A 26289-nucleotide genomic window follows, 5' to 3' on the forward strand; every position below is an offset into this window, starting at 1 on the left:
GGACGACCTGTGAGTGTGAGCAACCCCTGGGAAGACGCCGACGCCGTCTTCCTGGTCCTGGTCAACGACGAGGACCAGCACAGTCTGTGGCCCGCCTTCACCCCCGTACCGGCGGGATGGCGGACCGCCCACGGACCGGCCGCCCGCACCGAGTGCCTGGCCTATGTGGACGAGCACTGGACCGATCTGCGGCCCAGGAGCCTCGCCGTCCGCCCCGACCGACTCCCGGAGGCACGCACCGCATGAACGAGCAGGCCGTCCCCCAGCATCCGGCCGCCGCGGCCGCCCCGCCCGCCTACCCCTTCACCGAGGCCGTCGCCCTCGATGTCGACCCCCGCTTCGAGCGGCTCCGGGCCGAGGAACCCGTCGCCCGGGTCTCCTGCCCGTACGGCGAGGACGCCTGGCTGGTCACCAAGCACGCGGACATGAAGACCATCCTCGGCGACCCCCGCTTCAGCAGGGCGCTGGCCGCCGAGCACGACGAGTCACGGCTGACCCCGCTGCCCATCAACACCAGCATCCTGGGCATGGACGGGAGCGACCACGCCCGGCTGCGGCGGCTGCTGGCCAAGGTGTTCACCACCCGACGGGTGGAGGAGCTGCGTCCGCGCGTCGAGCGGGAGGCCGCCGCGCTGCTGGACGCGCTGGCGGCGGCGGGCGCCCCCGGCGATCTGATGGAGGGCTTCGCCGTCCCGTTCGCGGGCACCGTCATCTGCGATCTGCTCGGGGTGCCCTACGAGGACCGGGAGCGGTTCCGGGGCTGGCTCGACGCGTTCTCCGCGACGACCGTGATGTCCGAGGAGGAGATCGAGGAGGACACCCGGCGGCTGTACGACTACATCGGCAAGCTGATGGTCCGCCGCCGGGAGGCACCGCGGGACGACCTGATCAGCGCCATGGTCAAGGCCAGCGACGAGGAGGACCGGCTCTCCGAGCAGGAACTGATCGAGCTGGCCAGTGTGCTGCTGATCGCCGGGCACGAGACGGTCTCCTCCCAGCTCATCGACTCGATCCATGTGCTGCTGACCCACCCCGGCGAACTGGCCCGGCTGCGGGAACAGCCCGGGTCGCTGCTGCCGGGCGCGGTCGAGGAACTCCTGCGGTACGTCCCGCTCATCTCCCATGTCACCTTCGCCCGCTACGCCCGGGAGGACGTGGAACTGAGCGGCACCCTGGTGCGCGCCGGGGAGTCCGTGCTCCCCGCGATCCCCTCCGCCAACCGGGACGAGTCCGTCTTCGAGCACCCCGACCGCTTCGACCCGGCCCGGGACCCCAACCCCCATCTGGGCTTCGGCTATGGCATCCACCGCTGCCTGGGCGCCCCGCTGGCCCGGCTGGAGATGCGGGTGGCCATCGAGACGCTGCTGACCCGCTTCCCGGACCTCGCGCACGCGGTGCCGGTGGAGAGCCTGGAGTGGAAGGACGGCATGCAGGTACGCAGTCTGCTGCGGCTGCCGGTGACCTGGTGACCTAGCCCCGCCACCACGGGGCACCCCGCAAGGGTGACAAGCCCTCGGCCCCGCCTCCCCCTCCGGGCGGGGCCGAGACCCGTCTCAGGCCAGGCGCCAGCCGGGGTCGGTGGGGCTGCTCGCCTCGGTGGCCGCCGGATCGAAGGCGGCGACCGGCCCGAGCACACCGTCGACCGCGGCCACCACCTCGTCGTCCAGTTCCGTCCCGGCCGCCTCGGCGTTGGCGGTGATCTGCTCCGGCCGGGACGCGCCGAGCACGGCGGCGGACACGTTCGGATGCCGCAGCACCCAGGCCAGGGCGAGCTGGGCCACGGTCAGGGCGAGGTCAGCCGCGATCGGCCGCAGCCGCTGCACCCGGCCCAGCACCTCCTCGGTGAGCCAGCCGGCCAGCACCTCGGAGCCGTCGTTCACGGCAGCGGCCCGGTACCCCTCGGGCGGGCGGTGCCCCGGCGCGTACTTGCCGGTGAGCACCCCCTGGGCCAGCGGTGACCAGACGATCTGCCCGATGCCCAGCTCCGCGCAGACCGGCATCACCTCGGCCTCGGGGACCCGCCACAGCGCCGAGTACTGCGGCTGGTTGGAGATCAGCGGGATCCGCAGCTCACGGGCGAGGGCGTGGCCGCGCCGCAGTTGCCCGGCGGTCCACTCGGAGACCCCGATGTAGTGCGCCTTGCCCGCGTGGACCACATCGGCGAACGCCTCCATGGTCTCCTCCAGCGGCGTGGAGACATCGAACCGGTGGGCCTGGTAGATGTCGACGTACTCCATGCCGAGCCGCCGCAGCGAGCCGTCCAGGGACTCGCGGACATGCTTGCGGGACAGTCCGCTGTCGTTGCGCCCCGGGCCGGTGGGCGCGAACACCTTGGTGAGGATCTCCAGCCCTTCCCTGCGCTCGCCCTTGAGCGCCCGCCCCAGCGACTCCTCCGCCGCGCCACCGGCGTAGACATCGGCGGTGTCGAACGTCGTGATCCCGGCGTCGAGCGCCGCCCTCACACAGGCCGCGCCCGTGTCCGCGCTGTTCGTATCGGTCGGTGTCAACCAGTTGCCATAGGCGAGTCGACTCACGACCAGCCCACTGTTCCCCACATGACGGAACCTCATATCTCCAAGCTAGCAAGGCAGTTGCTCATGCCGGTCGGACTTCGGCCATCCGCGCACCGCCGGCCGCGGTGGGCGCGTGCCTGGGCCATGACGGGACGGTACGAGGTCCCATGGACTCCGCCGGGTGTGCGCCCGGCGTGATGGGTAGGTCAGGTCAGGGGTGATGTCGCTTGGAGGAAACAGCGTTCGCGGCGGAGCTGTTATCGGCCATGGTGGACAACGGGCCGCTGCACAGTTCGCCGGCCGGACAGGCCCTGCTTTCCTTTCTGGGGGCGCGGGCGGATCCCCGGGGGGCACTTCTCTCGCACTGGCGAGAGGCCGCCCGGGCCGACAATCCCCTTTCCTCACTCATCGCACTGTCGGATTCGCTGGCCCGGTACGCGGCCGCCGACCCCACCTGGCGAGCGGGCCTGGAGACCTGGCTCCAGCAGCACCGGCCAGAGCCACAGGCACAGCCGCAGACACATACACAGCCGCAGACACATACACAGCCACAGGCACAGGCACAGACCCAGCCACAGCGGCGGCCGGGGGCGACGCACAACAGTGTCGGCGGATCCGCCCAGCTGCACGGCCCGACCGTCCAGGCCGGTGCCATCCACGGCGGCGTGCACTTCCACCACACCGATCAGGCCGCTTCCCACCCCCCACAGGTGGTGCCCAGCCAACTGCGGCCCGTCCCCGCACACTTCACCGACCGCCATGAGGAACTGACCGCCCTGCACGGCATCACCGGCTCCCGCCAGGAGAGCGGCGCACCGGCACTGGCGGTGATCTCCGGTCCGGGCGGAGTGGGAAAGACCACGCTGGCGCTGCGCTGGCTGCACGACGTGGCGGACCAGTACCCCGACGGCCAGTTGTACGCCGACCTCGCCCCCAGCGCCTCCGCCGGGGAACCGGTGCCGGCCGGCGAGGTGCTGAGGAGATTCCTGCGGGCGCTGGGCGTCCCCGGGGACCGGCTGCCCGCCGAGGCCGACGAGGCCGCCGGGCTGTTCCGCTCCACCACCGCCGGCCGGCGTCTCGCGATCCTGATGGACAACGCGGTCTCCGCCGCCCAGGTGCGAGCCCTGCTGCCGTCCTCGCCGCTGAGCACGGTGGTGGTGACCAGCCGATGGCGGCTGGGGGGCCTGGCCATGGACGGCGCGAGGTTCGTCCCGCTGACCCCCATGCACGGCAGGGCGGGCAGCGAACTGCTGAGACGGACCATCGGGGAGCACCGGGTCGCGGCGGAGACGGACGCCGCGGCGCGGCTGGTCCGCCTGTGCGCGGGACTGCCCATCGCGCTGTCCATCGCGGGAGCGCGCCTGGCGGTACGTCCCAGCTGGCCCATCGCCCGCGTCGTACGGGAACTGTCGGACGAGCAGCGCAGACTGAGGGCGCTGTCGGTTCAGGAGGCAACGGTTGTGAGCGTGTTCGACTACTCCTACGAGGGGCTGCCGCCGGACACGGCCCGCGCCTACCGGCTGCTGGGCCTGCACCCGGGCCCGGACATCTCCCTCGAAGCGGCCGCCGCGGCGGTGCGGCTGCCCGCCGACGACACGGCCACGCTGCTGGAACGTCTCGTCGACGCCAGTGTCCTGGAGACCGGCGACGACGACCGGTACCGCTTCCACGACCTGATCCGTCTGCACGCCCGGCAGCGCGCGGAAGCCGAGGACAGCGACCGTGACCGCGACGACGTCGTACGGCGCCTCCTGGAGTTCTATCTCGCCTTCACCGCGGCGGCCGACCGGACCGTGACGCCGCTGGACTGGCACCTGGGTCCGGCTGGTCCCGCGCCGGACCGGCCGCCCGCCCACGCCACGCGCCAGGAGGCGCTCGACGCGCTGGAGAGGGAACTCCCGAATCTGATGGCGGTGATGCGGGCCGGCCATGAGCGGGGGTACGACACCCTGGTGTGGCAGTTGGCGGAGGCCATGTGGTCACTGTTCCTGCTGCGCAAGCACTTCACGGACTGGGAGGCCGCGTACCGGCTCGGCATCGATGCCACGACCCGGTGTGCCGATCCCGCCGCCCGGTCCCGTATGCACCATCACCTGGGTTTCGCCTTCCACAGTCTGAGCAGGGCCGAGGAGGCTCTCCAGCAGGGCGTGGCCGCACTGGCCGCGGCGCGCGAGGCAGGGCACGAACAGGCGCGGGCGGAGGCGCTCGGGCTGGTGGGGATGGCGCACCGTTCGCTGGGCCGCCTCGGTGAGGCCGTCGCGGCACATCGAGAGGCGGTGGCACTGCACCACGGGTCGGGCCGGGTGCGGCCGGAGGCCCTCGCGCGGCGCAGGCTCGGCCAGGCCTTGTCCGCGGCGGGAAGGTTCGAGGAGGCGATCGGTGAACTCACCCAGGGCCGCGACCTGGCCGCGTCGCTGCCCGACAACCTTGGCAAGGCGATGACCACGGTCTGGCTGGCGGACGCGCTCACCCGGGACGGCCGTCCCGGTGAGGCCGTGGCGATGGCTCAGGATGCCTGGTCGGTCCTCACCGAATCGGGCTCCAGCCGGTACCGGGCCCAGGCGCTGATGGTGTGGGGTGAAGCCGAGGAGGAACTCGGGGACCTGGAGAGCGCCCGCGACCGTCTGGGACGATCGCGGGCCTACTACGTGGAAGCCGGTGCACCGGATCTGGGCCGGGTCGACCGCGCGCTCGGCAGGGTGGAGGCGCGGCTCGACGACGGCCCCGGCCACCTACCCCGGTGACCCGGCCCGCGCCGAGCGGCGGAGCGGTCCGTCGAGGTGGGTGAGCAGGTGCCCGGCGACCAGCCAGGGGTACACGCACACCCCGCACACCGGCGCCCGCCCGGCCTCGTGGCGGACGAGAACCCGTTCGGCGCGGGTGTGGAGGAGCGTCCCGGACCCGCACACCGGCACCGTGGCCAGCGACAGCCCGGGAAGGCGGTCCACCTGGGCCGCGGCCGCCTCGCGCGCGCAACCGGCCGTCGCCCGGGGGAGACAGGTCACCACATCGGCGCTCTGCCGCCACCGTGCCTCGGCCCCTTCGGCGACCACGAGGAACCGGTCGGCCACCGCGCACGGACAGGCGTGCCGTGCGTCCCCACCCCCGGTGCCGAGCGGGGACGGGTCCACCGTCCCGTCAGGGCAGGGGCCCGCGCCCCAGGCCCACACGGAGACACCCGCGTCATCCCGGCTGTGCGTCCGGCAGCGGCCGACCGTCGGGCCCCCGGCGGCCGGAACGCCCATCAGGCCGGTGATGAGCGCGTGGCGGCACCGGGGAGACGTCGTGCCGTGTCCCCGGCTCCGGAGGGAGGTCATGCCCCCTCCGCGAGGTCGAAGCGCTCGGCGCCGCCGAGGGGGACGGGCAGCGGTACCGGCTCGACGGTGAGCGCCCGGTGCGGCTCGGGAAGACCCAGCAGGCCGTACATCGTGCGCCGCAGGATCCGTGCCGCCTGCCCCGGCCTGGAGGTGATCATCCCGGCGATCCGGCGCTGATGGATCCACGAGCGGCGGCCCATGGCCGTACGCACCTGCCCGGCCAGCGGTGTGTCCCACCGCAGCCGCACGGCCCCGCGGCCGACCTGCTCCGCCAGACTCCCCAGGCGCAGGAAGGAGCGCTGCGCCGGCGGGGCCAGCATCACCGGGGCGCCGATCGCCGCGCCGTAACTGGTGACCGACCCGTGGTCGCCGATGACCAGGTCGGCGGCGACCAGCGCGGCCCGCCATCCCTCCTGCGGCGGCAGCAACAGCAGCCCCGCACGCAGGCAGTCCGCGAACCATGCCCGCACCTGCCAGTCGCCGTGCACGCCCCAGATGTTGGGGTGCAGGATCGCCACCACCCGGTACTTCCGCGGCGGCAGCTCACCCAGCAGCCGCTCCAGCAGCTCCGGATGACTGCCGAGGACGGACTCCGGCTGCCAGGTCGAGGTCACCGCCACCAGCTTCTGCCCCGCGCCCACGCCCAGCGCCCGCCGGTAGCTCTCCCGCAGCGGGACGCTCGCCACCAGCCGGTCGAAGCACACATCGCCCGTCACGACCGCGACCGGCACGGCCTCGGGGCACGAGTCGCGCAGCACCGCCAGCTCGTCGTCGTGCGTGAGCGGCAGCGCGGCCGGCAGCAGCCGGCCACGGTGCACCAGCCGCCCCCGGTCCAGACCGTGTGTCGGAGCCGCGTGGGAACCGGCGCTGCGCGCCCGCAGCCGGGACGGCAGCACCCCCGCCCCGTGCGGCAGCAGCAGTACTTTCCCGTGCAGTTGCTCCACCGCCACCTCACTCGCGGCCAGGACGAGGTCGAACTCGCACTGGACCGCCTGGTGCCACGGCAGCAGAAAGCCGCCCTGCGCCCGGACGAATTCCTCGGAGCCGTGGCACACCGCGCCGTTCGTCGCCGGCGCGACGGTGAACATCACCGAAACACGGTGATCCGCCTTCAGCAGAGCGAGCACATCCATCAGCCGGATACCGGCCACCATGAACGGCACCACGACCAGTACGGTGTGGCACCCCGTACGGAGCACACGACTGTGCGCCCCCAGACCAACAGGCCCGTTCAGCCACAAAGCCCCCGTTGCAGTCACTGCGTCCCCCCGAGTGTGTCGACCATTTCCCTCGCACGAGGTCTGCCGCACCTACTCGACGGATTGCTTGCAAGGACCTTGCGGAATCCTTGCGGCGACGCGCGCATCCCCCCTCGCCGCCCGCAAAAAGTGCCGGAAGTGATCCTTCCGGCACGCGGGATTTCCTTGTCGGGCGGCGGCCTGCGCGACATACCGCAGGTAACGCGCTTGCCGGGCGCCAGAAGATCATAGTCGTATAAGACGTGGCAAATTGGCATAATGTCACTGTCATATGACAGACCACCCTCTCCGGCCGGCTGGCGGGAAATGGTGTGCTGGACTGGCGCCCGGGCGGGCGGCCGCTACTGTCCGGGGCGTGGAGGAAAGAGGAATCGAACCGCTCCGGTTCGCTCTGCTCGGTCCGCTGCGCGGTCGGCGTGGCACCTCGGAACTGGCGCTCGGTTCCCCCCAGCAACGTGCGGTTCTCGCGATGCTGCTGCTGCGCCGGGGCCACGCGGTCGGCGTGGCCGAACTCGTCGAAGGCGTCTGGGGCGCCGAGCCGCCACCGGGCGCGGTCGCCGTGCTGCGCACCTACGTCTCGCGGCTGCGCAAGCTGCTGGAACCCGTGCGCGGGCGCGGACAGGCGCCCGGGGTCCTGATGTCCCTCGGGGACGGATACGCCCTGCGGACGGACAAGGTCGCCACCGACCTCGCCGACTGCGAGGCGGCCGTCACACAGGCCAAGCAGCACCGGGCGGGCGGCCGGCCCGACCGGGCCCTCGGCCCGCTGCGCGCCGCCCTCGCCGGGTGGGACAGCCACGCGCTGGCCGGGGTTCCCGGCCCGTACGCCGGATCCGCGCGGGTGGATCTGGCCGAGCGGCGGCTGAGCGTCCTGGAACTGCGGCTGCGCGTCGAGCTGGAGCTGGGCCGTCACGAGACGGTCGTCGCGGAACTGCTCGCCCTGCGCGACGCCCATCCCATGCGCGAGGCCGTGAGCGAACTGCTGCTCCTCGCCCTGTACCGGTGCGGCCGGCAGGCCGAGGCGCTCGCCGCCTACACCCGCACCCGCCGTACCCTCGTCGACGAACTGGGCATCGAACCCGGGCCGTCCCTGCGCGCCCTGCACACCCGGCTGCTGACCGGCGACCCCGCCCTCACCCCGGCACCGGCACTGCCGACGCCGCCGCCCGCGCCCACCGGTATCCGGCCCTCCCAACTCCCCACCGACCTGCCCGTGTTCACCGCCCGCCGCACCGCGCTCGGCCAGCTCACCGCGCTGCTCCTCGGTGACGGCGGGCCGGGGACGAGCGGCGCCACCATCGCCGTCGTCAACGGCATGGCCGGTGTCGGCAAGACCGCCCTCGCCCTGCACTGGGCCCACCGGATCGCCCACCGCTTCCCGGACGGCAGCCTCCACGTCGACCTGCGCGGCCACGGACCCGGTGGCACCGGCATGCATCCCGGCGAGGCCCTCGAAACGTTCCTCGTCGCGCTCGGCGTCGCCCCGCCCGCCGTACCCGAGGGGCTCGACGCGCGGGCGGCGCTGTACCGCAGTGTCCTCGCCGCCCGGCGGGTGCTGATCGTGCTGGACAACGCCCGGGACACCGCCCAGGTGGAACCGCTGCTGCCCGGCGCGTCCGGCTGCCTCGTCGTCGTCACCGGACGCGGCCGGCTCAGCGGCCTGGTCGCCCGGCACGGTGCCCATCCGCTCACGCCGGCCCCGCTGAGCGCCGGGGAGTCGCGGGAACTGCTGGCCCGGCGGCTGGGCGGCGCCCGGATCGCCGCCGAGCCGGAGGCGGCCCGCGCCATCGTCGACCTGTGCGCCGGACTGCCGCTGGCCCTGGCCGACGTGGCCGCGCGCGCCGCCCATCACCCCGGCTTCCGGCTCGCCCACCTCGCCGCCGAACTGCGCGACGGCCACGGCACCCTCGACGCGTTCACCGGCCACGACACCGGCACCGACCCCCGTACCGCCTTCTCCTGGTCGTACCGGGCCCTGTCGCCCGGCGCCGCCGTGCTGCTGCGCCGTCTCGCCCTGCACCCCGGACCCGACATCGGCGTACGGGCCGCCGCCGCGCTGGCCGGCGGGGACGGGAGCCGCGTCCGCGCGCTGCTGACCGAGCTGACCGGGGCGAGCCTGCTCATCGAGCACCTCCCGGGCCGGTTCGTCCTGCACGACCTGCTGCGCGCCTACGCCCGCGAACGCGCCGCCGAGCAGGACACCCCGTACGAACGCGACACGGCGACCCGGCGGTTGCTGGACCACCATCTGGACACCGCCCAGCACGCCGGAGCCGTCCTCGACCCGTTCCGTACGGCCCTCCCCCTGCCCGCGCGCACGGCTGACAGCGCGCCCCTGCGGTTCGCCGACGGCGAGCAGGCGACCGGCTGGCTGCGCGCCGAACGCCAGGTGCTGCGCACGCTCGTCGAGCACGCCGCCGCCCATGGCCACCACGAGCACGCCTGGCGGCTCGCCCACGCACTGGACCCGCACCTCGACCGCCTCGGCCATCCGCACGACCTGCTGGAGATCCACCGCGCCGCGCTGCGGGCCGCCCGCGCCCAGGGCCACGCCGTCGGACAGGCGCACGCCCTGCGCGGGCTCGGACTCATCCACACCCGCCTCGGACGTCCCGGCGAGGCGATCAAGTTCCTCGGCCAGGCCCTGGAACTCCTCAGCCGCCCGGACGGCCGGTCCGGCGGCGAGGGCACGGTCCTGGACGAGATCGGCCGTGCGTACCTGCTGCTCGGGGACGCCGAACGCGGCCTCGACCACTGCGAACGGGCCGTCCGCGCGCACCGGGAGGCCGGTGACCGGGGCGGCGAGGCCGCCGCGCTGGACGGCGCCGGGCGCGCGTACCACCGGCTGCGCCGCTACGAGCGGGCCGTCGAGCGGTTCGGGTGGGCCGTACGGCGGTACCGGGAGATCGGCGACCGGCGGCAGGAGGCCGGCGCGCTGCGGCGGCTCGGCGACTCCCACCATGCGGCGGGCGACCACGCGTCGGCCCGTACGGCCTGGTCGGTGGCCATCGCGCTGCTGGAGGTGGACGACGGGGAGCGGAGCCGTGCGGGGGCGGCGGTCGGGCCCGGCCATGGGGTCCGGCCGGTCTGGTACGAGTCGGCCGCGGGGTGAGATGTGGGGGTGAGGTGTGGGAGTGAGGGGCCGGGGTGAGCTGCGGGGGTGTGAGAGGCCCCGGCGCCGGACTCAGCGCACCCCGCGTTCCTCCAGCGCCGACTTCAGGACCCGCAGGGCGTAGTACACCCGGGACTTCACGGTGCCCTGCGGGATGTTCAGGGCCTCGGCCGCCTGCCGGGTGGTGTGGTCGGCGAAGAAGGTCGCCCGGAGCACATCGCGGTGCGCGGGCGTCAGCGCGTCCAGGGCCTGCTGCACGACCACGGACGACAGCATCCGCTCGATGTCGTCCACCTCGGCGCTCCACTCGTCCAGCCAGGTGTCGCCGTTGATCTCCAACGGGCGTGCCATCCGTGTCCGGTGCGCGTCGATGACGAGGTTGCGGGCCACCCGGAACATCCACGGGCGTACGGCCATCCCCTCGTCGTCCACCAGATTGCGGGTGTTCCAGCAGCGCAGCAGCGTCTCCTGGACGACGTCCTCCGCGCGGTGGGTGTCGCCGCCCAGCATGCGCAGCACATAGGTGTAGAGGGCCGGACCGTGCGCCATGTAGAGGTCGCGCAGGGCCCGTTCCTCGGGCGAGGCCGCGTTCGCCGATCCGATGACCGTCACGTTCATGGTGTGCTCCTGCTCCTGGGGACGACCGGCGCCGGTCCGGATGACCGGGGGCCGGGTCGTCCCGGGGAACGGAGTGTTCCGAGGGGCGATCCATGAGCGATTGACGTCCGCTGTACGAGGCCGGATCAGACGTTTGCCGCCAGGGAGTCCACGTGTCCGCGCACCCGTTCGGCGACGTTGCGGTGGCCGGGCGTGAGCAGTCCCCGGCGGTTGAGGACGTCCCACAGGTGCAGCAGTTCGCGCCCGTGCGCGAGGGCCGCCCGGTCGTCGTCCAGCTGCTGCCAGGAGGCCGCCGCCCGTGCCACGTCGCCGGGCGCCCGCAGGTCCCCGGACGCGCACCGGATCCGGGCCACGCCCAGGGCCAGGACGACGGCCTCGCGGTGCTCGCCGCACAGATGGGCGACGTACGCCTCCAGGGCGCGCGCCTCCAGCGCGTGCGGATCCTCGGCGCCCGCCGCACGCGTCAGGCTCACCCGCAGCGCGGTCGCGGCGGCCAGCGCCTCCGCCGGGCGGCCCGCGGACACCAGCGCGTTGATCCGGTCGATGCGGCCGGTGAACTCCGCGGGGAGGGCCGCGGTTTCGGGGGTCTGCCGGGTTTCGGGGGTCTGCCGGGTTTCCGGGGACGCGGCGCGGGCGGCGGCTCGGGCGCGGCCCACCACCGCGGCCAGGGGTGAGGGGGTGGTGGTGGCTGAGGGGGTGGCTGAGGGGGTGGTGGGGGGTACGGCGGTGTCCTGGGCCGCGGGCCCATCGTGCGCGTCGGGCACCTCCGGCTCTTCGGGCACCTCCGGCTCTTCGGGCACCTCCGGCTCTTCGGGCACCTCGGGTTCTTCGGGCTCCTCAGGCTCTGCGGGCCCTTCGGGTTCCTCCGGCAGGAGGAGGCGGCTGGAGCCGTCCGGGGAGACCTGGAGGGCGAAGTCGTCCAGGCCGGAACCCTGGTTCACGGTCGCCTCCACGGCACCGCCGCGCTCCTGCGCGTACCGCTGCAACCGGTCCAGTACGGCCTCGTGCACCGACCTGCCGGGGGCGGCGACGACGGGCTCCCCGTTGATCTCGGCGACCTCTTCGTCGGAGAGGTACACCTCGAAACGGTCCATTGCTGTGCTCCTCATGCGGCGGGGGGTGCGGACGACGTGGTGGGGCTCGGTGTGACGCCGGGGGTGGCGCCGGGGGGCGGCGCGGCCAGGCCGCCGTACTTGGCGAACTGGGCGCGGATGGCGGCGACATAGCCCTGTGCCTCGTTCGTGGCGGGCACCCCCTTCGCGGCGCGCACCGAGTCCATGCCCACGTGGTAGGCCGCCAGGGTGAGGTCCAGGACGCTGTCGTCGGTCTCGTTCGCGTCGATCATCTCCTGGGCCTGGTCCGCGAGATCGCACATATGCCGGCCCTGCGCCGCGATCGAGTCGGCGGCGTCGAAGGCGGAGGTCCTGTCGTTGTCGTCCTCGTCCTCGCCGTACCGCTCGAAGACATCCGGCGGCAGTTGCGAGATGCCCTCCTCGCCCTGCGCGCCGACCATCGCCGCGTTGAAGCCGGACTCCCGCTCCAGTTGGGAGGCGATGACGATCGGGCCGATCGCGAGGCACATCGCGCCCGCCTCCTCGATGGGGTCCACCAGGTCGGCGGGGACCGTACTGGTCTCCAGGGGGCCCTTGCCGTCGCCCTCGAAGACGGCGATCACCTCGTCCGCGTCGTCCGGACCGGCAGCGCCGCCACCGCCGCCGAAGAGCAGGATCAGCGCGATGAGGGGGGCCAGCAGGACCCCGAGCCCGCCGAAGACGATCACGACGACGACCCCGCCGGCCAGGACGAGCGGCATCATCAGACAGCCGCAGGAGCCGCCCGCGATCAGGCTGTTCCGGACGGCCTTCGACCCATCGCCGCCCTCGCTGTCCGCCATCCGCGCGCGCCTTCTTCCCCTTCACTCCGGAGCCCTTTCGGAGCCACTTCGGAGCCACTTCGACATCACCTTGAACCGCCGTGGGCGGACCGCCCGTTGTGCTGTCCGCCGGGCTCGAAAGATCCCAACGGGCCCCGCGGCGAATAAGTTCAAACCGGTGGAAAACAAGATGAGTCACAGCGGCGGAAACACGAGCGACGAAGGGGGCGGCACGGAGATGGACACGGAGATGGGCATGGATATGGGCACGGATGTGGGCACTCGTTCGGCGAAGGCTCCGGGTTCGGCTCCAAATCCACGTCCAGGTCCGGGTCCGAGTTCACGTCCGGGTCCGGGTCCGGGTCCCGGCTCACGTGCGTGGGAACGGGGGCCGAGCACCCCGCCGCCCGCGCCACCGGCCCCACGGCCCGCTTCCGGCGGAGACGGCAGCGGAGACGGCACGGGCAGGCGTACGAGCAGCAGGGCGCCGCGGATCGTCTCGGCGGCGCCCGCTCCCGAGGCGCCCGTACGCACGCCCCGCGCCCCCAGACCCGTACGCCGCACCGCACCCGCACCCGCGCCCGGACCGAAGCCCGCCCGTGTCTCCTCCCCTGTCCCCTCCCCTGACCCCACCCCCGTCCCCGAAGGCACCTGGGGTCATCAGCCCCGGCGGCCCCAGGTCGCGCGGGGGAAGTCGCGGGGTGACGTCGGGTGGGTCAAGGCGCATGGCGGGGCCGGGGTGTCCTCGCTGGTGGAGGTGCTCGGCGGAGTGGAGGTCGGAGCCCGGTGGCCGGAGCCGCGACGGGGTGAGCCCCGGCGGATGGTGCTGGTCGGACGGACCAGCGCGCACGGGATGCGGGCCGTCTCGCAAGCGTTGCGGGCGCTGGAGGAAGGGCATGCCCCGCAGGGGCTGGACCTGCTGTGCGTGGTCCTCGTCGCCGACGCGCCCGGCCTGCTTCCGCTCAGCCTGCTGCGCCGCGTCCGGGTCATCCGGTCCGTCGCCCGGGTGCACCGGGTGCCGTGGATCCCCGCCTGGCGGGAGGGCGGCGAGCCTCGCCGGCTGCCCGCGCAACTCGTGCGGCTCGGCGACCTGGTGGGCGCCGGGTCCGGACGCGAGCGGGGCCGGTCATGATGGCCGCGCCGGTCGCCGCCGCGGCCCCGAACGAGGAGTTCTTCAACCCGGGCCCCGCGGCCGACACGATCCTCAACACCCTCGCCTGGTGCGCCTCGGCCGCGGGCGTCCTCGGACTGCTGGTCGTCGGCATCAACATGTCGCTCCAGCTGCGCCGGGGCGAACCGGGCGAGGGCGGCGAGCACTTCCGCGGTGTCTTCTTCGTCGGCCTCGCCTCGCTCATCGCCACGACGGCCGGCCCGCTCGTCGCGTTCCTCGGTGACCTGGGCCTGAACTGAACCGACCCACCCGACCCACCCGACCCACCCGACCCACCGACCGATTCCCCGCCCCCGTGAACCGCCCCACCGCGACCCTCGGCCCACCGCTCACAATCCACCGCCCACCGCCCACCCCTCACCGCTCACCGCCCACCCCTCACCGGTGGCACCGATTCCTCCCGGAGATCCTCATGTCCTCCCTGCTCCAGAAGACCTCCCAGCTGCTCGCCGCCGTGCCCGCGCCGGAGAGCGACGCCCCGCCCGAGCTGACCGAGAAGGTCGACACGGTCCTCGGTCTGGTCGCCTGGGCGGGTACCGCGGCCGGGGTGGCCGGGGTGCTGGTGACCGGCGCGATGATGGCCATATCGGTGAAGCGGGGTGAGAGTTCCGAGCACATGAGCCGCCTCGGGATGGTGCTCGGCGGCTGCGTCCTGGTGGCCACGGCGGGCCCGATCGTCACCTTCGTGTTCGGCTGAGCCGGAGGGACGAGCGGAGCGACGGGCACGCGAGATGTTCCTACGCAGGCAGCCGCGGGCCGAGGAGTCCGGGCCGTACTGGAGGCAGGGGAGCTGGCAGCTGTCGGCGGGGTTCCTCGCCGTCGTGGTCGTGATCGGCGGGCTGCTCGCGCTGACGTCGGCCATGACGGGCGACACCGGTGGGCAGCCGGCCGAGGCGACCGCGAGCGAGGGCCCGCTGACCGGCGCGGCCCCGCTGACCGACGGCCGCCCCGGGGGCTGCGTGACCGACGACAGCGCCGGTGACGTACTGCCGAAGGCCGCGCCCGCGGACATCGACTGGCGTCCGCTCGGCGTCGCGCGGGTGCCCGTCTCGGCCTCGGCCGGGCCCACCCTGTTCCAGGGCGCCCTGTGGTGGTGCTTCGCGCACACGCCCGCGGGCGCCGCCCTGGCCGCCACGGTGATCCCCACGCAAATGAGCGAGTCCGGCTGGCGGACCGTCACCGAGCAGCAGGTGGTGGCGGGGCCCGGCCGGGACATGTTCGAGTTCCAGCGCTCCCTGAGCGCCGACACGGCCCGCCGCACCGACGGCTCGCCCGTCTCGTCGTACGTCGGTTTCTCCCTGATCGCCTACACGCCCGACGCGGCGACCGTCTCGCTGCTCATCAAGGGCGGCCAGGGCTTCACCGCGACCGCCGTCGAGGTGCGCTGGAGCGACGGCGACTGGAAGGTGCGGCCCGGGGTCGACGGCTCGCTGTACTCGCAGATGACGACGGTCCAGGACACGAACGGCTATCTCCTGTGGGGAGCCGGCACATGACCTGCAAGACCGGCAACCCGCTCCTCGACGCCATCCTCGGTTTCTTCAGCTTCCTGGGCGATCCCATCGGGACGATCCTGGGCACGATCGCGGACTTCGTCCTCTTCGCGGCGATCCAGGTGTACGGGGCGATCATCACCGGCATCCCGACGCTCGAATCCATGACGACGTCCCAGCGGGTGAACGGCCAGACCCAGTGGATCGTGATCTATCTGGCGGTCGGCTCCCTGCTGTTCGCCGCCGCCCGTATGGCGATCGAACGCAAGGGCACCGCGGGCGTCACCGCGCTCAAGGGCATCCTGCGGGTCGTCCTCGTCTCGGGCGCGGCCACCACCGTCGTGGGCGCGGCCGTCATCGTCTCGGACAACTACGCGACCCATCTGTTCAACGAGGGCGCGCGGGCGCAGCTCGAACAGATCGGCGGCTGCTCGGACATCGGCGGGGTCGGCGCCTTCGTCAAGCTGATCCTCGCCTTCCTGCTGCTGATCGCCGGGATCCTCCAGACGATCCTGCTCTACATCCGGATGGGCGTCCTGATCGTGCTCCTGGGCACGCTCCCGGTGGCCGCCGCGGCCTCCATGACGGACTGGGGGGCCGGCTGGTGGCGCAAGCACATCGGCTGGATGATCGCCTGGCTGCTGTACAAACCCGCGGCCGGGCTGATCCTGTACGCGGGGTCGGTGATGACCGGTGCGGGCAAGAACGTGCCCGGCGCGGTCGAGGGCACGATCCACACCCGGATCGCCGGTATCGCGGTGATGCTGCTGTCGGCGGTCGCGCTGCCCGCCCTGCTGAAGCTCATCGTGCCCGCCACGGCCGCGCTCGGTACGGGCAATCCCGGCGGGCAGGCGCCGAGCGTGGCCGGTGGTCTGGCCTCCGGCGCCATCCAGCTCGCCAGCCGCGGGGCCGGTGGCGGTGGTTCCGCCGCGGGTGGTGGCGGGCCGCTGGGGGCGCGCGGGCCGTCGGGGGCGTCAGGCGCGGGCGGGTCCACGGGGGCCGGTGGTTCCTCCGGCGGTGCCGGTTCCGCCGGTGCGGGTGGCTCCAAGAGCCTGGGCGGCTCGGGCGGTTCGGAGGGTTCCTCCTCCGGCGGCGGCGGATCGAGCGGCCGGGGCGGCCCCTCGGGCTCGGGAAGCGCGGGGGGTGGCGGTGCGGGTGGTGGCGGTGCCGCCGCGGGTGCCGGGCGGGCGGCCTCGCTCGCCGGACCGGCCGCGGCGGTGGTCACCGCGGCGACCACCGTGACCCAGGCCGTCGCCCGCGGCGCCACGGAGGCCGTCGACGGCGCCGACGGCAAGCTGGGGCACAACGAGTGACGCCCGAGCGCCCCGCCCACCCGACTCCCCGGCCCCACCCCCCTCTCCCCTGAACGACCGCCGGGCTCCCCTGCCCCCGGAAGCCCGGCGGTCCCCCTCCTCCCCGTACCCCCACCCCTCCAGAAGGGACCCCGATCCACATGTCCACGGAAGCCGCCACCCATCCGACGTACGGGAACTGGCGCAGGCCACGGCGGCCGGGGCTCGGGCCGCTCGGGCTGGTCGGCACCTTCGGGGTCTTCGGCGGGCTCGTCATCACCCTGCTGGCGTCGCTGATCTCCATCGAGGCCGCGCTGACCGTGTGCGTCCCGATGGTCGTGGTGCTGGCCCCGCTCGCCCTGCGCACCCAGGACGGCCGCAACGTCTACCAGCTGGTCACCCTGCGGGTCGGCTGGTGGCGCCGGAAGGCGAAGGGCGCGCACCTGTATGTCTCCGGCCCGCTGTCGGCCCGGCCGGGCGGGCGGTTCCGGCCGCCGGGGCTGCTGAACAAGGTGACGGCGACGGAGGGACGGGACGCGTACGACCGCCCGTTCGGGGTGCTGCACCACCCGGCGCGCAATCTGTACACGATCGTCCTGGGCTGTGAGCCGGACGGCGGTGCGCTGATCGACCCGGACCAGGTCGACGTATGGGTGGCGCTGTGGGGCGAGTGGCTGGCCCGGCTCGCGCACGAACCGGGGCTGCGGGGGGCCTCCGTGATCGTGGAGACCGCCCCCGACCCGGGCACCCGGCTCGCGCACGAGGTGCTGCCGCGGATCCATCCGGACGCGCCGCCCGCCGCCCGCGCGGTGATGGAGGAGGTCGTCGAGCGGTATCCGATGGCGTCCTCCGAGATGCACACGTACGTCTCCCTCACCTACGGCGTCCCGGGTGGCGCGCGGCGCCGGAAGGACGAGGTCATCGCGGATCTGGCGATCCGTATCCCGGGGCTGCTGAGCGGGCTGGTCGCGGCCGGGGGCGGTGCCGCGTACCCGCTGTCGGCGGAGCGGATCGCCGAGGTCGTCCGGGTCGCGTACGACCCGGCGGTGGCCGCCGATGTGCTCAGCGCACGCGCCCAGCACGGCGGTACGGGGCTGGAGTGGGAGGACGCCGGACCCGCCGCCGCCGTCGAGACGGTGAACGCCTACCAGCACGACTCGGGGGTGTCGCGGACCTGGCTGATGACGCTGGCGCCGCGCGGCACGGTCCGTTCCTCGGTGCTGCGGGGCATGCTGGAGGCCGCTCCGGTCACCCGCCGCAAGCGGGTCGCGCTGGTCTACCGGCCCATCGACCCGGCGACGTCGGCGCGGATCGTGGAGGCGGACCGGCGCAGCGCCCAGTTCATGGCCACGTCCGGCAAGGGCATGGTGCAGGCCCGTGCGGCCACCGAGGTGCGGGCGGCGGAGCAGACGGCGGCCGAGGAGGCGTCGGGCGCGGGGCTGGTGGAGTTCTCGCTGATGCTGACGGTCACCGTCGACACGATGGAGGAGCTGGCCGACGCGAGTGTGGCCGTCCGGAATCTGACCGCCGCGGCCCGCGTGCTGATGCGTCCGGCCGACCGGATGCAGGCGGCGGCGTTCAGCTGCACGCTGCCCGCCGGGATCCTCCCGTGGGAACAGACCCTGGTCCCGCACGAGTTGCAGGAGGCGCTGTGAGCGATCGGCGTGAGCAGAGGCAGGCCGAGCTGGCCGACCGGCTGGCCGAGGAGCGGCAGGCGGGACGGGCGGCCGAGCCTCCCGCGCCCCGCAGGGGCAGGCCCGCGCCGCGCCCCCGGCAGCTGTACGTGCCCCCGCGCGGCTGGCTCGGCGCGGGCGGGGGCCGGGTCGGCTACCTGGATCCGCCGACCATGTGGCGGGCCACCACCGTGCAGGCGTGCGGCATGTGGCCGTTCGCCGCCGGTTCGGGTTCGCCGATGACCGGCGTGCCGCTGGGGCAGCATCTGTTCACCGGCGCCACGGTCTGCGGCGACCCGCTGAACTGGTTCACCCGGGCCCGCTACATCTCCAACCCCTCCCTGTTCATGCTGGGCATGCCGGGTCTGGGCAAGTCGACGCTGGTCAACCGGATGCTGATCGGGCTGGCCGCGACCGGTGTGGTCCCGCTGGTCCTCGGCGACCTCAAACCGGACTACGCCGACACCGTACGGGCGCTGGGCGGCCAGGTGATCTCCATCGGGCGCGGCCGGGGCGGCATCAACGTCCTGGACCCGGGGGCGATGGGCACCGCCGCCGACCGGATCGGCGGCAAGGCGGGCGCGGTGCTGCACGCGGAGGCGCACGGCCGGGTGCTGAACATGGTCGCCGCGCTGATCACCATCGTGCGGGGCCGTCCCATGGACGACCACGAGCAGTCCGTGCTGTCCGCCGTCCTGCACCACTTGCGCGAACACCCCCCGGTGGGCCGTCCGGTGCTGCTGCCGGATGTGCTGCGGGTGCTGACCGAGGGCCCCGACCGGGTGCGCGCGGTCACCCTCGACCGGGGTGACGACACCCGCTACCGGGACGCCGTGGACCCGCTGCACCGCTCCCTGCTGGGCATCCTGGACGGCCCGCTCGGTGACACCTTCGCCTCCGAGACCTCCACCCACATCGACCCCGACGCGCCCGCCGTGTGCATCGACATCTCCGGCATCGGCGAGGCCGACACGCAGCTGACCGCCGCCGCGATGCTCGCCGCCTGGTCCGACGGGCTCGGCACGGTCGCCGCCTCGCACGCGCTCGCGGACGCCGGACTCGCCCCGCGGCGCTGGTTCTTCACGGTGCTGGACGAGCTGTGGCGCCCGCTGCGCGCCGCGTCCGGCATCGTGGACCGCATCGACGCGCTGACCCGCCTCAACCGCTCCCTCGGACTCGGCGACGCCAAGATCACCCACACCCTGAAGGACGCCGAGGCGCTCGGCACCGACGCCGACCGAGCCAAGGCCCGCGGGTTCGTGGAGCGGGCCGGGATGGTGGTGTGCGCCGGGCTGCCGAAGGCGGAGATGGAGGATCTGGGCAAGGTGGTGGGGCTGTCCCGGCGCGAGATCGACCTGGTGTCGTCGTGGTCGTCGCCGCCCGGCTGGGGTGTCAGCGGGGAGCACACCGAGAACGGCGAGCCGCCCGGCCGGGGGCGCTTCCTCATCAAGGTCGGCGGCCGTCCCGGCATCCCGATCAAGGTCGCCATCACGGACGCGGAACGCCGGTTGCACAACACCAACACCCGCTGGACACCGAACGAGGAGACCGAAGCGGCGGCGGACCCGAAGCGGCGGCCGTCCGGCCGTCCCGGCGGGAAGCGGATCCGATGAGCCGGCAGCCCTCCGGCGGCGGTCAGCTGCACGACCAGGTGCAGTGGGCCGTCGCCGCGATCATCGGGACCGTCCTGCTGATGTTCACCGTGGCCTGGGCGGGCGGCACCCTGGGCGCGGGGCTCACCGGGCACGGCTGGGACACCCCGCCGTTCACCCTGTCCAGCGCGGGCGCGCTGGCCTCCGACGGCACGGCCGCGCTGTGGCCGGGGACCCCGCCCGCAGCCGTCGTCGGGGGCGTCCTGCTGGTGCTGGCGCTGGTCGCGGTGCCCGTCGCCGTCGCCGTCCGCTTCCTCACGGACCGCTTCGCCCGCCCCGGCGGTCTGGCGCGCGCCCGCGATCTGGCCGCCCTGTGCCCCGAGGGCGTCACGGCCCGCGCCCGCGAGCTGCGCCCCTCCCTCCAGGGCCGTACCGAGCTGCATCCGGACGAGACCGGCAATCTCCTCGGCGACCTCGACCCCAAGGGCCCGGAGCTGCGCAGCAGTCACGAGGACGTGGAACTGGACCTGATGGCCCCGCGTGCCGGGAAGTCCACCGGCATCGCGATCCCCCGGGTGCTGCGCGCCCAGGGCGCGGTCCTGCTCACCTCCAACAAGTCCGACGTGTACGCGGTGACCCGGGCCGCGCGCGCGGAGACGGGCACGGTGTGGACGTTCGACCCGCAGGGCATCGCGCACACACCGCGCGCCATGTGGTGGAACATGCTCGACGAGTGCCACTCCATCGAGGGCGCCCGCCGCCTGGCCGGGCATTTCGTGGCGTCCGTCAACGACGACACGGCGAAGAAAGACTTCTGGATCGCCGCCGCCCAGAACACCCTCACCGCCCTGTTCCTGGCCGCCGCGCGCGGGAAGGCCCCGGTCGCCGATCTGCTGGGCTGGCTCGCGGACCCCGCCGACCGCACCCCGATCGATCTGCTGCGCGATGTCGGGCTGCGGGCGATGGCCGAGCAGTTGCAGGGCACGATCCGGGGCGCGGTGGAGACGCGGGACGGCATCTACGAGACGGCCCGGCAGACGGTGGCCTGTCTGCTGGACCCCGACATCCTCGCCTGGGTGACCCCGGACCCGGAGCTGCCCGAGTTCCGCCCGGACGCGCATGTCCTGGGCACCGACACTCTGTATCTGCTGTCCAAGGACGGCGGCGGCTCGGCGGCCGGGGTCATCGCGGGCCTGGCGGACGCGACGATGCGGGCGGGGGTGGTCGCCGCCGAACGCATGGGCGGCCGGCTCGACCCGCCCCTGACGGCGGTCCTGGACGAGGCCGCCAACGTCTGCCGCATCTCCGACCTGCCCGACCTGTACTCGCACCTCGGCTCGCGCGGCATCAATGTCGTCACCCTGCTCCAGAGTTACCGGCAGGGCTCGCGGGTGTGGGGCGAGATGGGCATGGACGCGCTGTGGAGCGCGGCGACCGTCAAGCTGCTCGGCGCGGGTCTGGACGACGCCGATTTCGTGCAGAAGATCTCCACCCTGGTCGGCCAGCACGATGTGCGGACACCGAGCGTCTCGCACGGCAAGGAGGGCACCTCACGCTCGTACTCCTACCGGCAGGAGGCCGTGCTCCCGCCCGACCGGATCCGGGCGCTGCCCAAGGGCACGGCGCTGCTGCTGGCGACAGGTGTGCGGCCCGCGCTGATCCGGCTGCGGCCCTGGTACAAGGAGCCCGGCGCCGCCGCCATCTCGGCCGCGGCGAAGGCGGAGACGGCCGCGATCACCCGGCGGGCCGCTCAGCGGCTCATGCCGGGCGTCCCGCTGGAGAAGGGCCCGCGTCCGGCCGGGCCCCGGGACGCCGCGCGAGCGTGACGGTCCGCAGCAGCAGTTCGGCGGGCCCGTACCGGAAGCGCCCGCTCAGCCAGGCGCCGAGGGCGAGCTGACCGCCGTACAGCAGTATCGAGCCCGCGAGGACGGCGGCGGCGCCCGCCCGGTCGTAGAGCCCGAGGCCGTACCCGGTGAAGACGAGGGCGAGGACCAGCGACTGGGTGAGGTAGTGGGTGAGGGCCAGGCGCCCGGAGGAGGCCAGCGCGGCGGAGAGCACCCGCGCCGGGCGCCGGGCGCTGCCGAGCAGCAGGAGCAGTCCGCAGACGTACGACGCCGTCAGCGCGGGTCCGGTCAGGACGGCCACCGCGTGTCCGACGTCGAACCAGCGGTTGTCCAGGGGCCAGTTCGCGCAGAGCGCGGAGACGATGCCGCCGAGCAGGCCGAGGGGCAGCCGGCGCAGGGCCGTTCGGCGCAGCCAGGCCCGGTCCCGGCCGCGCCGCTCCAGGAGCCGCACCCTGCCCGCCGCGAACCCGGCGAGGAACGCGGCGAACAGGTCGGGGCTGTACAGCAGGTTCGCGGCGATGGACCCCGGGAGGTCGGTGAGGTGGGCGCCGATCACCGAGAGCGCGTCGCCCCGGTAGGCGGCGATGGTGTCGGCGGCCGTGGGCGCGTACCCGGCGGCGGTCAGCGGCTCGGTGACGGCGACCGACGCCAGGCCCTCCAGGAGCAGCAGGACGGTGAGGAACACGACGAGCCCGGCGGCGAGTCGCACTGCGGTGCGCGGGGGGAGGCCGCGCGCCCCGTACAGGGCGAGCGCGAGGACGGCGTACGCCATGAGGATGTCGCCGGGGTAGAGCAGCACCGCGTGCGCGAGCCCGAGGGCGAACAGGCCCACCGTGCGCCGCAGATGGCGGGGCCCGAACGGGACGCCCGCGCGGGCGGCGGAGCGCTCCTGGAGGACGAAGCTGTAGCCGAAGAGGAAGGAGAACAGCAGATAGAACTTGGAGGCGACCAGTGCGGTGATCAGCCAGGCGACCCCCCGGTCGAAGGCCGAGGCGTCCGGCCCGCCGCCGAAGGCGTAGTACGGCCCCGCCATCATCTGGGCGTTGACCACCACTATGCCCAGCAGCGCGAAGCCGCGCAGGACGTCGAGCTGCACGACGCGCCGGACGACTCCGCCGGGTATGTCCTCGCCGGTGTCCTCGCCGGAGTCCTTGCCAGCGTCCTTGCCGGTGTCCTTGCCTGTGCTGTTGCTCATGCCCTCGCTCGATGTCCGTGCTCGCGCCCTTGCCCGCGCCCTGCCCCTGCCCGCGCCCGTGCCCATGTCCTCGTTCATGTCGTCGTTCATGTCGTCGTTCACGCCGACCCCACGACCGCCGTGCCGAACGCCACCGTCGCCGACAGGAACCAGCCGAAGGACGGGGCCAGCAGATGGGCCACCGTCCACAGCCGGGCCGCCTGGGGCCGCTCGCGCGGATAGACCACCGGCACCCGGCCACCGACCTCGGGCAGCCCGCAGAGCGGCGCGTACCCCCCGGGGTCCACGACCAGCACCCGACCGAGGTGGTCCGGGAACGCCACCAGGCCGCCGCGCCGGGGGTCGGCCGCCGCCCGTGCCGTGACCGTCCCCATCGCCCGCAGTCCGCGCGCCCACAGCCGCAGCGCCGTCACCCCCGCCCGCACGGCGAGCAGCAGAAACCCGAGCCCGCACCCCGTGCACAGCGCGAGCAGCGCCAACGCGGCATCCATACGGCCCCTCTCACCGGCATCCGACCTGTACGACCGTCCTCGCACCCACAACGGGCCCCGGGCTCCGGTCGGTTCCCGCGCCCTTGAACCGCCGTACCGCACGCCCCCGTTGTGAGGGCGAAGCACGCCTACGAAGGGAGCGGCTGACCCGATGAGACGGATGCCGCGCGCGCGGCTGCGCCGGACGGTGGCGGTCGCCGTACTGGCCCTGGCGCTGACGGCGACGGGCGGGACGGCCGCACACGCGGAGCCCCTCACCACGCTCGCCGAGGTGCGCGCCGAACTCCAGCGCCTCTACCACGACGCCGCCGTGGCCACGGACAGGTTCAACGCGGCCGACGAGCAGGTGGACGCCCAGGAGAAGCGGGTGGACACCCTCCAGGGGCAGGTCCGCACGGCCGAGCAGAAGCTGGCCCGGCTGACCGCGCAGGCCGGGGCGGCGGCCCGCGCCCAGTACCGGTCGGGTACGGGTGCCGCGCTCCCCGCCGAGTTGCAGTTCGTGCTGGCCGACGACCCCGAGCGCGCCCTGGACCACGCGTCCCTGGCCCGCCAGGTCCAGCAGGGCACGATCGACACGGTCACGGCGCTCACGGCGACCGGCGAGGAGCTGCGGGCCCGCAGCGACGAGGCGTCCGAGGTGCTGGGGCGGCTGAGGACGGACCGCGAGGCCCGGGACGCCGAACGCAGGACCGTCGAGGAGCGCATCGCCGCCGCCGAATCGCTGGAGTCGCAGCTCGCCGCCGCCCAGCTCCAGGAACTGGACGACCTGGACACCCGGGAGGCGAGCGCCGCCCAGGACGCGTGGGTGGACACCGGTGTCCTGGACACCGTGGGCACCACCACGACGGCCGCCGGGAAGAAGGCCGTCGAGTACGCCGCCCGGCAGCTCGGCAAGCCGTACGTGTGGGGCGCCGAGGGCCCCGGCGGCTACGACTGCTCCGGCCTGACCTCGCAGGCGTGGCTGTCCGCCGGGATCGTCATCCCCCGCACCTCGCAGGCACAGTGGCAGGGCCTGACCCGTATCCCGGTCGGCTCGATGCGCCCCGGCGATCTGATCGTCTACTACTCCGACGCCAGCCATGTCGCGATCTACATCGGCGGCGGCGAGATGATCAACGCGCCCCGGCCGGGCCGGACGGTGTCCATCGCACCGGCCGGTTCGATGCCGATCCTCGGGGTGGTGCGGCCCGATGCGTGAACCGGTGGTTGAGCCGGTGGGTCAGCCGGTGGGTCAGCCGGTGGGTGAACCCGCCACCGCGCCGGCGACGGAACCCGACGGGTCGGGGGCGGAGGAGCCGCCCGCCCTGTCGCCCTTCATCCTCTACATGGAGGGCCCCGCCTACGCCGAGGCTCTGCGCGGGCTGACCCTGTGGACCCACCATGTGCTGCTGCCGGTCTACGGCCGGGAGGTCACCTCCTCGTCGCCCTGGTGCTCCCGCTGGTGGGAGCACCCCGAGGCGATCGCGCAGCTCCACGGCCTGTGGCTGGCCTGGGAGGAACTGACCGGGCCGCACGCGAGCATGACCGGCCCGGCCTCCTGGCACCGCGACTACCTTCCGGCGGTCATGGACGCCCTGCGCGACCCGCAGGGCCCGTTCGCGGGGTGCAAGCCCGGGGGGCACCGGCCGAAGGAGCCGCCCGTCGTCGACGTACTGGATCCCTTCGCGCCGCGGCCCGGACGGCGGTGAACCGGCGCCCCGGCGCCTCCCGTTGTGCCTGCCGTCCAATCCTCTGAAAGGAAAGGAAGGGTCACATGGCAGGGTCAGGTTCACGCGATCACGAGTCCTCGCGGAAGCGGGACTCGAAGAAGAAGGACTCGTCACGGCGGTCGTCGCCGCAGGAGGGCTCGTCGCGGCGGCGGTCGTCCCAGGAGGAGGCCGCCCAGCCGGACTCACCGCACAGCAGCGCCTACTCCAACGCCAGCGACTACGCCTCCGTCTACATCGTCCAGGACCCCCAGACCGGTGAGATGGGCACCATGGCGGCGGGGGTGGAGGTTCCGGAGGACGCGCCCGCGCTGCCCGAGGGAGCCGTGCTCGGCGCCTTCGTGCCGAACACCGCCGACACCGGCCGCAACGCGGAGCCGGGAACGTACTTCGCGGTGTACCAGAACGCGGCCGACGCCAGTACGTCGGTCGCGCGGTATGTCGCGGCGACGGCCAAGAAGGCGGCCAAGTGGTCCTGGGACAACCGGGAGTTCCTCGGCAATCTCCTGATCGACCTCGGCCCCCAGGCCGTCCAGGGGCTCGCTCCCATGATTCCCTCGGCCCAGGACACCCTCACCCAGGTGGGGGCCATCGCGGGAGCCGCGCCGGTCCTGCGTGACGTGTATCGCGGGGTCCAGGAGTACCCGGAGCACGGCCTCTTCACGCTGAACAACGCCGCCCTCGCCAGTCGCACCGTGGGCCTCGTGGCGAACAGTGTCTCGGCCTTCCAGGAGGAAGGGCTGCTCCAGGACCGGCTCGGCGCGGGCGGCACCTGGGCGAACGGGCTCGGCACCGGGCTCGACCTGGCCAACGAGCGTCACAGGCAGGGCCATGCGGCGCAGGAGCCCGAGAACGTCGGGAACGAACGCGGCGGCGGGGGTACGGACCTGCGGACCCTGCCCGACCGCACCCGCACCCGGGAGCGGGAGCAGGGGGCCACCTCCGCCGTCGCCCCGACCGCCGCCCATCACCGGCCGACGCGGGTGTCGACGGCCCCCGCGTCCAGCAGGGGCGGGGAGTCGTCGGGACAGGGGTCGAGCAAGAAGAAGTCCAGGGAGGGCCACCACTCGTCCAAGGAATCGCGGTACGAGCCGAAGGGCGGGTCGTCGTCCGGCAGGGGCAAGGGCCGCAGCTGACAGC

At 73.8% G+C, this 26289-nt stretch carries 23 protein-coding genes; 15 read left to right on the forward strand and 8 right to left on the reverse strand.

From position 1 onward, the window contains the following. The first annotated feature begins 15 nt into the window (after positions 1 to 15). Positions 16 to 246 carry an MbtH family protein gene (locus tag ACFRFC_RS02425; protein WP_382682112.1) on the forward strand — a complete coding sequence of 77 codons (231 nt, stop codon included), beginning with the start codon at positions 16 to 18 and terminating at the stop codon, positions 244 to 246. Beyond that, positions 243 to 1469, forward strand: coding sequence for a cytochrome P450 (locus ACFRFC_RS02430; RefSeq protein WP_382681970.1), 1227 nt, complete (start codon positions 243 to 245; stop codon positions 1467 to 1469). The genes ACFRFC_RS02425 and ACFRFC_RS02430 overlap by 4 nt, the downstream gene beginning before the upstream one ends. 84 nt (positions 1470 to 1553) lie before the next feature. On the opposite strand, the gene ACFRFC_RS02435 is transcribed toward ACFRFC_RS02430, so the two are convergent. Then, a complete protein-coding gene (locus ACFRFC_RS02435; RefSeq protein WP_382681968.1) occupies positions 1554 to 2570 on the reverse strand; it encodes an aldo/keto reductase family protein in 1017 nt (338 codons plus the stop codon). Positions 2571 to 2740: 170 nt separating this feature from the next. Here ACFRFC_RS02435 and ACFRFC_RS02440 point away from each other — a divergent pair, with 170 nt between their 5' ends. Further along, the gene (locus ACFRFC_RS02440; protein ID WP_382681966.1) at positions 2741 to 5257 is read left to right on the forward strand and encodes an ATP-binding protein; all 2517 of its coding nucleotides are present in this window, start codon (positions 2741 to 2743) and stop codon (positions 5255 to 5257) included. On the opposite strand, the gene ACFRFC_RS02445 is transcribed toward ACFRFC_RS02440, so the two are convergent. Together ACFRFC_RS02445 and ACFRFC_RS02450 are read right to left on the reverse strand one after the other, a co-directional pair. Further along, positions 5246 to 5830: a hypothetical protein gene (locus ACFRFC_RS02445; RefSeq protein ID WP_382681965.1), complete on the reverse strand. Its 585-nt coding sequence runs from the start codon at positions 5828 to 5830 to the stop codon at positions 5246 to 5248. The two genes, ACFRFC_RS02440 and ACFRFC_RS02445, sit on opposite strands and share 12 nt — an antisense overlap. Next, positions 5827 to 6996: a hypothetical protein gene (locus tag ACFRFC_RS02450; protein WP_383112579.1), complete on the reverse strand. Its 1170-nt coding sequence runs from the start codon at positions 6994 to 6996 to the stop codon at positions 5827 to 5829. The genes ACFRFC_RS02445 and ACFRFC_RS02450 overlap by 4 nt, the downstream gene beginning before the upstream one ends. A 448-nt stretch (positions 6997 to 7444) precedes the next feature. Here ACFRFC_RS02450 and ACFRFC_RS02455 point away from each other — a divergent pair, with 448 nt between their 5' ends. Next, on the forward strand, positions 7445 to 10201 hold the full coding sequence (locus tag ACFRFC_RS02455; protein ID WP_382681960.1) for a BTAD domain-containing putative transcriptional regulator: 2757 nt from the start codon (positions 7445 to 7447) through the stop codon (positions 10199 to 10201). Between the two features lie 72 nt (positions 10202 to 10273). Here ACFRFC_RS02455 and ACFRFC_RS02460 read toward each other — a convergent pair whose 3' ends face one another. From ACFRFC_RS02460 to ACFRFC_RS02470, 3 genes are all read right to left on the reverse strand, one after another. Continuing rightward, on the reverse strand, positions 10274 to 10819 hold the full coding sequence (locus ACFRFC_RS02460; protein ID WP_382681958.1) for a sigma-70 family RNA polymerase sigma factor: 546 nt from the start codon (positions 10817 to 10819) through the stop codon (positions 10274 to 10276). Positions 10820 to 10944: 125 nt separating this feature from the next. Next, on the reverse strand, positions 10945 to 11913 hold the full coding sequence (locus tag ACFRFC_RS02465; RefSeq protein WP_382681956.1) for a hypothetical protein: 969 nt from the start codon (positions 11911 to 11913) through the stop codon (positions 10945 to 10947). Between the two features lie 11 nt (positions 11914 to 11924). Continuing rightward, complete coding sequence (locus tag ACFRFC_RS02470; RefSeq protein WP_382681954.1) at positions 11925 to 12713, reverse strand: transglycosylase SLT domain-containing protein; 789 nt, start codon at positions 12711 to 12713, stop codon at positions 11925 to 11927. Positions 12714 to 13431: 718 nt separating this feature from the next. Here ACFRFC_RS02470 and ACFRFC_RS02475 point away from each other — a divergent pair. The 8 genes from ACFRFC_RS02475 to ACFRFC_RS02510 all read left to right on the forward strand — a co-directional run bounded on the left by ACFRFC_RS02475 (position 13432) and on the right by ACFRFC_RS02510 (position 21739). Beyond that, positions 13432 to 13824, forward strand: coding sequence for a hypothetical protein (locus ACFRFC_RS02475; RefSeq protein ID WP_382681951.1), 393 nt, complete (start codon positions 13432 to 13434; stop codon positions 13822 to 13824). Then, entirely contained in the window at positions 13821 to 14102 is a 282-nt protein-coding gene (locus ACFRFC_RS02480; RefSeq protein WP_382681949.1) for a hypothetical protein, read from the forward strand. Before ACFRFC_RS02475 ends, ACFRFC_RS02480 begins: the two co-directional genes overlap by 4 nt. A gap of 173 nt (positions 14103 to 14275) precedes the next feature. Beyond that, positions 14276 to 14560 (forward strand): hypothetical protein, encoded by a 285-nt coding sequence (locus tag ACFRFC_RS02485; protein WP_382681947.1) that lies wholly within the window; start codon positions 14276 to 14278, stop codon positions 14558 to 14560. 34 nt (positions 14561 to 14594) lie between these two features. Beyond that, positions 14595 to 15359, forward strand: a complete 765-nt coding sequence (locus ACFRFC_RS02490) for a hypothetical protein (protein ID WP_382681944.1) — start codon at positions 14595 to 14597, stop codon at positions 15357 to 15359. After that, positions 15356 to 16669, forward strand: a complete 1314-nt coding sequence (locus ACFRFC_RS02495; RefSeq protein WP_382681941.1) for a hypothetical protein — start codon at positions 15356 to 15358, stop codon at positions 16667 to 16669. Before ACFRFC_RS02490 ends, ACFRFC_RS02495 begins: the two co-directional genes overlap by 4 nt. Positions 16670 to 16809: 140 nt before the next feature. After that, positions 16810 to 18303, forward strand: a complete 1494-nt coding sequence (locus tag ACFRFC_RS02500; protein ID WP_382681938.1) for an SCO6880 family protein — start codon at positions 16810 to 16812, stop codon at positions 18301 to 18303. Between the two features lie 191 nt (positions 18304 to 18494). Continuing rightward, positions 18495 to 19934, forward strand: a complete 1440-nt coding sequence (locus ACFRFC_RS02505) for an ATP/GTP-binding protein (RefSeq protein WP_382682109.1) — start codon at positions 18495 to 18497, stop codon at positions 19932 to 19934. Beyond that, complete coding sequence (locus ACFRFC_RS02510; RefSeq protein WP_382681936.1) at positions 19931 to 21739, forward strand: type IV secretory system conjugative DNA transfer family protein; 1809 nt, start codon at positions 19931 to 19933, stop codon at positions 21737 to 21739. Before ACFRFC_RS02505 ends, ACFRFC_RS02510 begins: the two co-directional genes overlap by 4 nt. Here ACFRFC_RS02510 and ACFRFC_RS02515 read toward each other — a convergent pair. Both ACFRFC_RS02515 and ACFRFC_RS02520 read right to left on the reverse strand, forming a co-directional pair. Then, entirely contained in the window at positions 21672 to 23054 is a 1383-nt protein-coding gene (locus tag ACFRFC_RS02515) for a DUF418 domain-containing protein (protein WP_382681933.1), read from the reverse strand. The genes ACFRFC_RS02510 and ACFRFC_RS02515 overlap by 68 nt on opposite strands. Beyond that, on the reverse strand, positions 23051 to 23443 hold the full coding sequence (locus ACFRFC_RS02520; RefSeq protein WP_382681931.1) for a hypothetical protein: 393 nt from the start codon (positions 23441 to 23443) through the stop codon (positions 23051 to 23053). Before ACFRFC_RS02520 ends, ACFRFC_RS02515 begins: the two co-directional genes overlap by 4 nt. 151 nt (positions 23444 to 23594) lie before the next feature. Here ACFRFC_RS02520 and ACFRFC_RS02525 point away from each other — a divergent pair, with 151 nt between their 5' ends. The 3 genes from ACFRFC_RS02525 (at position 23595) to ACFRFC_RS02535 (ending at position 26285) form a co-directional block, all read left to right on the forward strand. Beyond that, positions 23595 to 24641, forward strand: a complete 1047-nt coding sequence (locus ACFRFC_RS02525; protein ID WP_382681928.1) for an NlpC/P60 family protein — start codon at positions 23595 to 23597, stop codon at positions 24639 to 24641. Beyond that, a complete protein-coding gene (locus ACFRFC_RS02530; RefSeq protein WP_382681926.1) occupies positions 24634 to 25131 on the forward strand; it encodes a DUF4913 domain-containing protein in 498 nt (165 codons plus the stop codon). Before ACFRFC_RS02525 ends, ACFRFC_RS02530 begins: the two co-directional genes overlap by 8 nt. A gap of 65 nt (positions 25132 to 25196) precedes the next feature. Further along, positions 25197 to 26285, forward strand: coding sequence for a hypothetical protein (locus ACFRFC_RS02535; protein ID WP_382681923.1), 1089 nt, complete (start codon positions 25197 to 25199; stop codon positions 26283 to 26285). The last annotated feature ends 4 nt before the right edge of the window (positions 26286 to 26289 follow it).

This window comes from Streptomyces sp. NPDC056734, from assembly GCF_042790455.1.
Taxonomy (GTDB): Bacteria; Actinomycetota; Actinomycetes; order Streptomycetales; family Streptomycetaceae; genus Streptomyces.

Coding starts and splice junctions, on each gene's coding strand:
- ACFRFC_RS02430 (WP_382681970.1), top strand. CDS start 243: ATGAACGAGCAGGCCGTCCCCCAGCATCCGGCCGCCGCGGCCGCCCCG.
- ACFRFC_RS02435 (WP_382681968.1), bottom strand. CDS start 2,570: ATGAGGTTCCGTCATGTGGGGAACAGTGGGCTGGTCGTGAGTCGACTC.
- ACFRFC_RS02445 (WP_382681965.1), bottom strand. CDS start 5,830: ATGACCTCCCTCCGGAGCCGGGGACACGGCACGACGTCTCCCCGGTGC.
- ACFRFC_RS02460 (WP_382681958.1), bottom strand. CDS start 10,819: ATGAACGTGACGGTCATCGGATCGGCGAACGCGGCCTCGCCCGAGGAA.
- ACFRFC_RS02465 (WP_382681956.1), bottom strand. CDS start 11,913: ATGGACCGTTTCGAGGTGTACCTCTCCGACGAAGAGGTCGCCGAGATC.
- ACFRFC_RS02470 (WP_382681954.1), bottom strand. CDS start 12,713: ATGGCGGACAGCGAGGGCGGCGATGGGTCGAAGGCCGTCCGGAACAGC.
- ACFRFC_RS02480 (WP_382681949.1), top strand. CDS start 13,821: ATGATGGCCGCGCCGGTCGCCGCCGCGGCCCCGAACGAGGAGTTCTTC.
- ACFRFC_RS02485 (WP_382681947.1), top strand. CDS start 14,276: ATGTCCTCCCTGCTCCAGAAGACCTCCCAGCTGCTCGCCGCCGTGCCC.
- ACFRFC_RS02490 (WP_382681944.1), top strand. CDS start 14,595: ATGTTCCTACGCAGGCAGCCGCGGGCCGAGGAGTCCGGGCCGTACTGG.
- ACFRFC_RS02495 (WP_382681941.1), top strand. CDS start 15,356: ATGACCTGCAAGACCGGCAACCCGCTCCTCGACGCCATCCTCGGTTTC.
- ACFRFC_RS02500 (WP_382681938.1), top strand. CDS start 16,810: ATGTCCACGGAAGCCGCCACCCATCCGACGTACGGGAACTGGCGCAGG.
- ACFRFC_RS02505 (WP_382682109.1), top strand. CDS start 18,495: ATGTGGCGGGCCACCACCGTGCAGGCGTGCGGCATGTGGCCGTTCGCC.
- ACFRFC_RS02510 (WP_382681936.1), top strand. CDS start 19,931: ATGAGCCGGCAGCCCTCCGGCGGCGGTCAGCTGCACGACCAGGTGCAG.
- ACFRFC_RS02520 (WP_382681931.1), bottom strand. CDS start 23,443: ATGGATGCCGCGTTGGCGCTGCTCGCGCTGTGCACGGGGTGCGGGCTC.
- ACFRFC_RS02525 (WP_382681928.1), top strand. CDS start 23,595: ATGAGACGGATGCCGCGCGCGCGGCTGCGCCGGACGGTGGCGGTCGCC.
- ACFRFC_RS02530 (WP_382681926.1), top strand. CDS start 24,634: ATGCGTGAACCGGTGGTTGAGCCGGTGGGTCAGCCGGTGGGTCAGCCG.
- ACFRFC_RS02535 (WP_382681923.1), top strand. CDS start 25,197: ATGGCAGGGTCAGGTTCACGCGATCACGAGTCCTCGCGGAAGCGGGAC.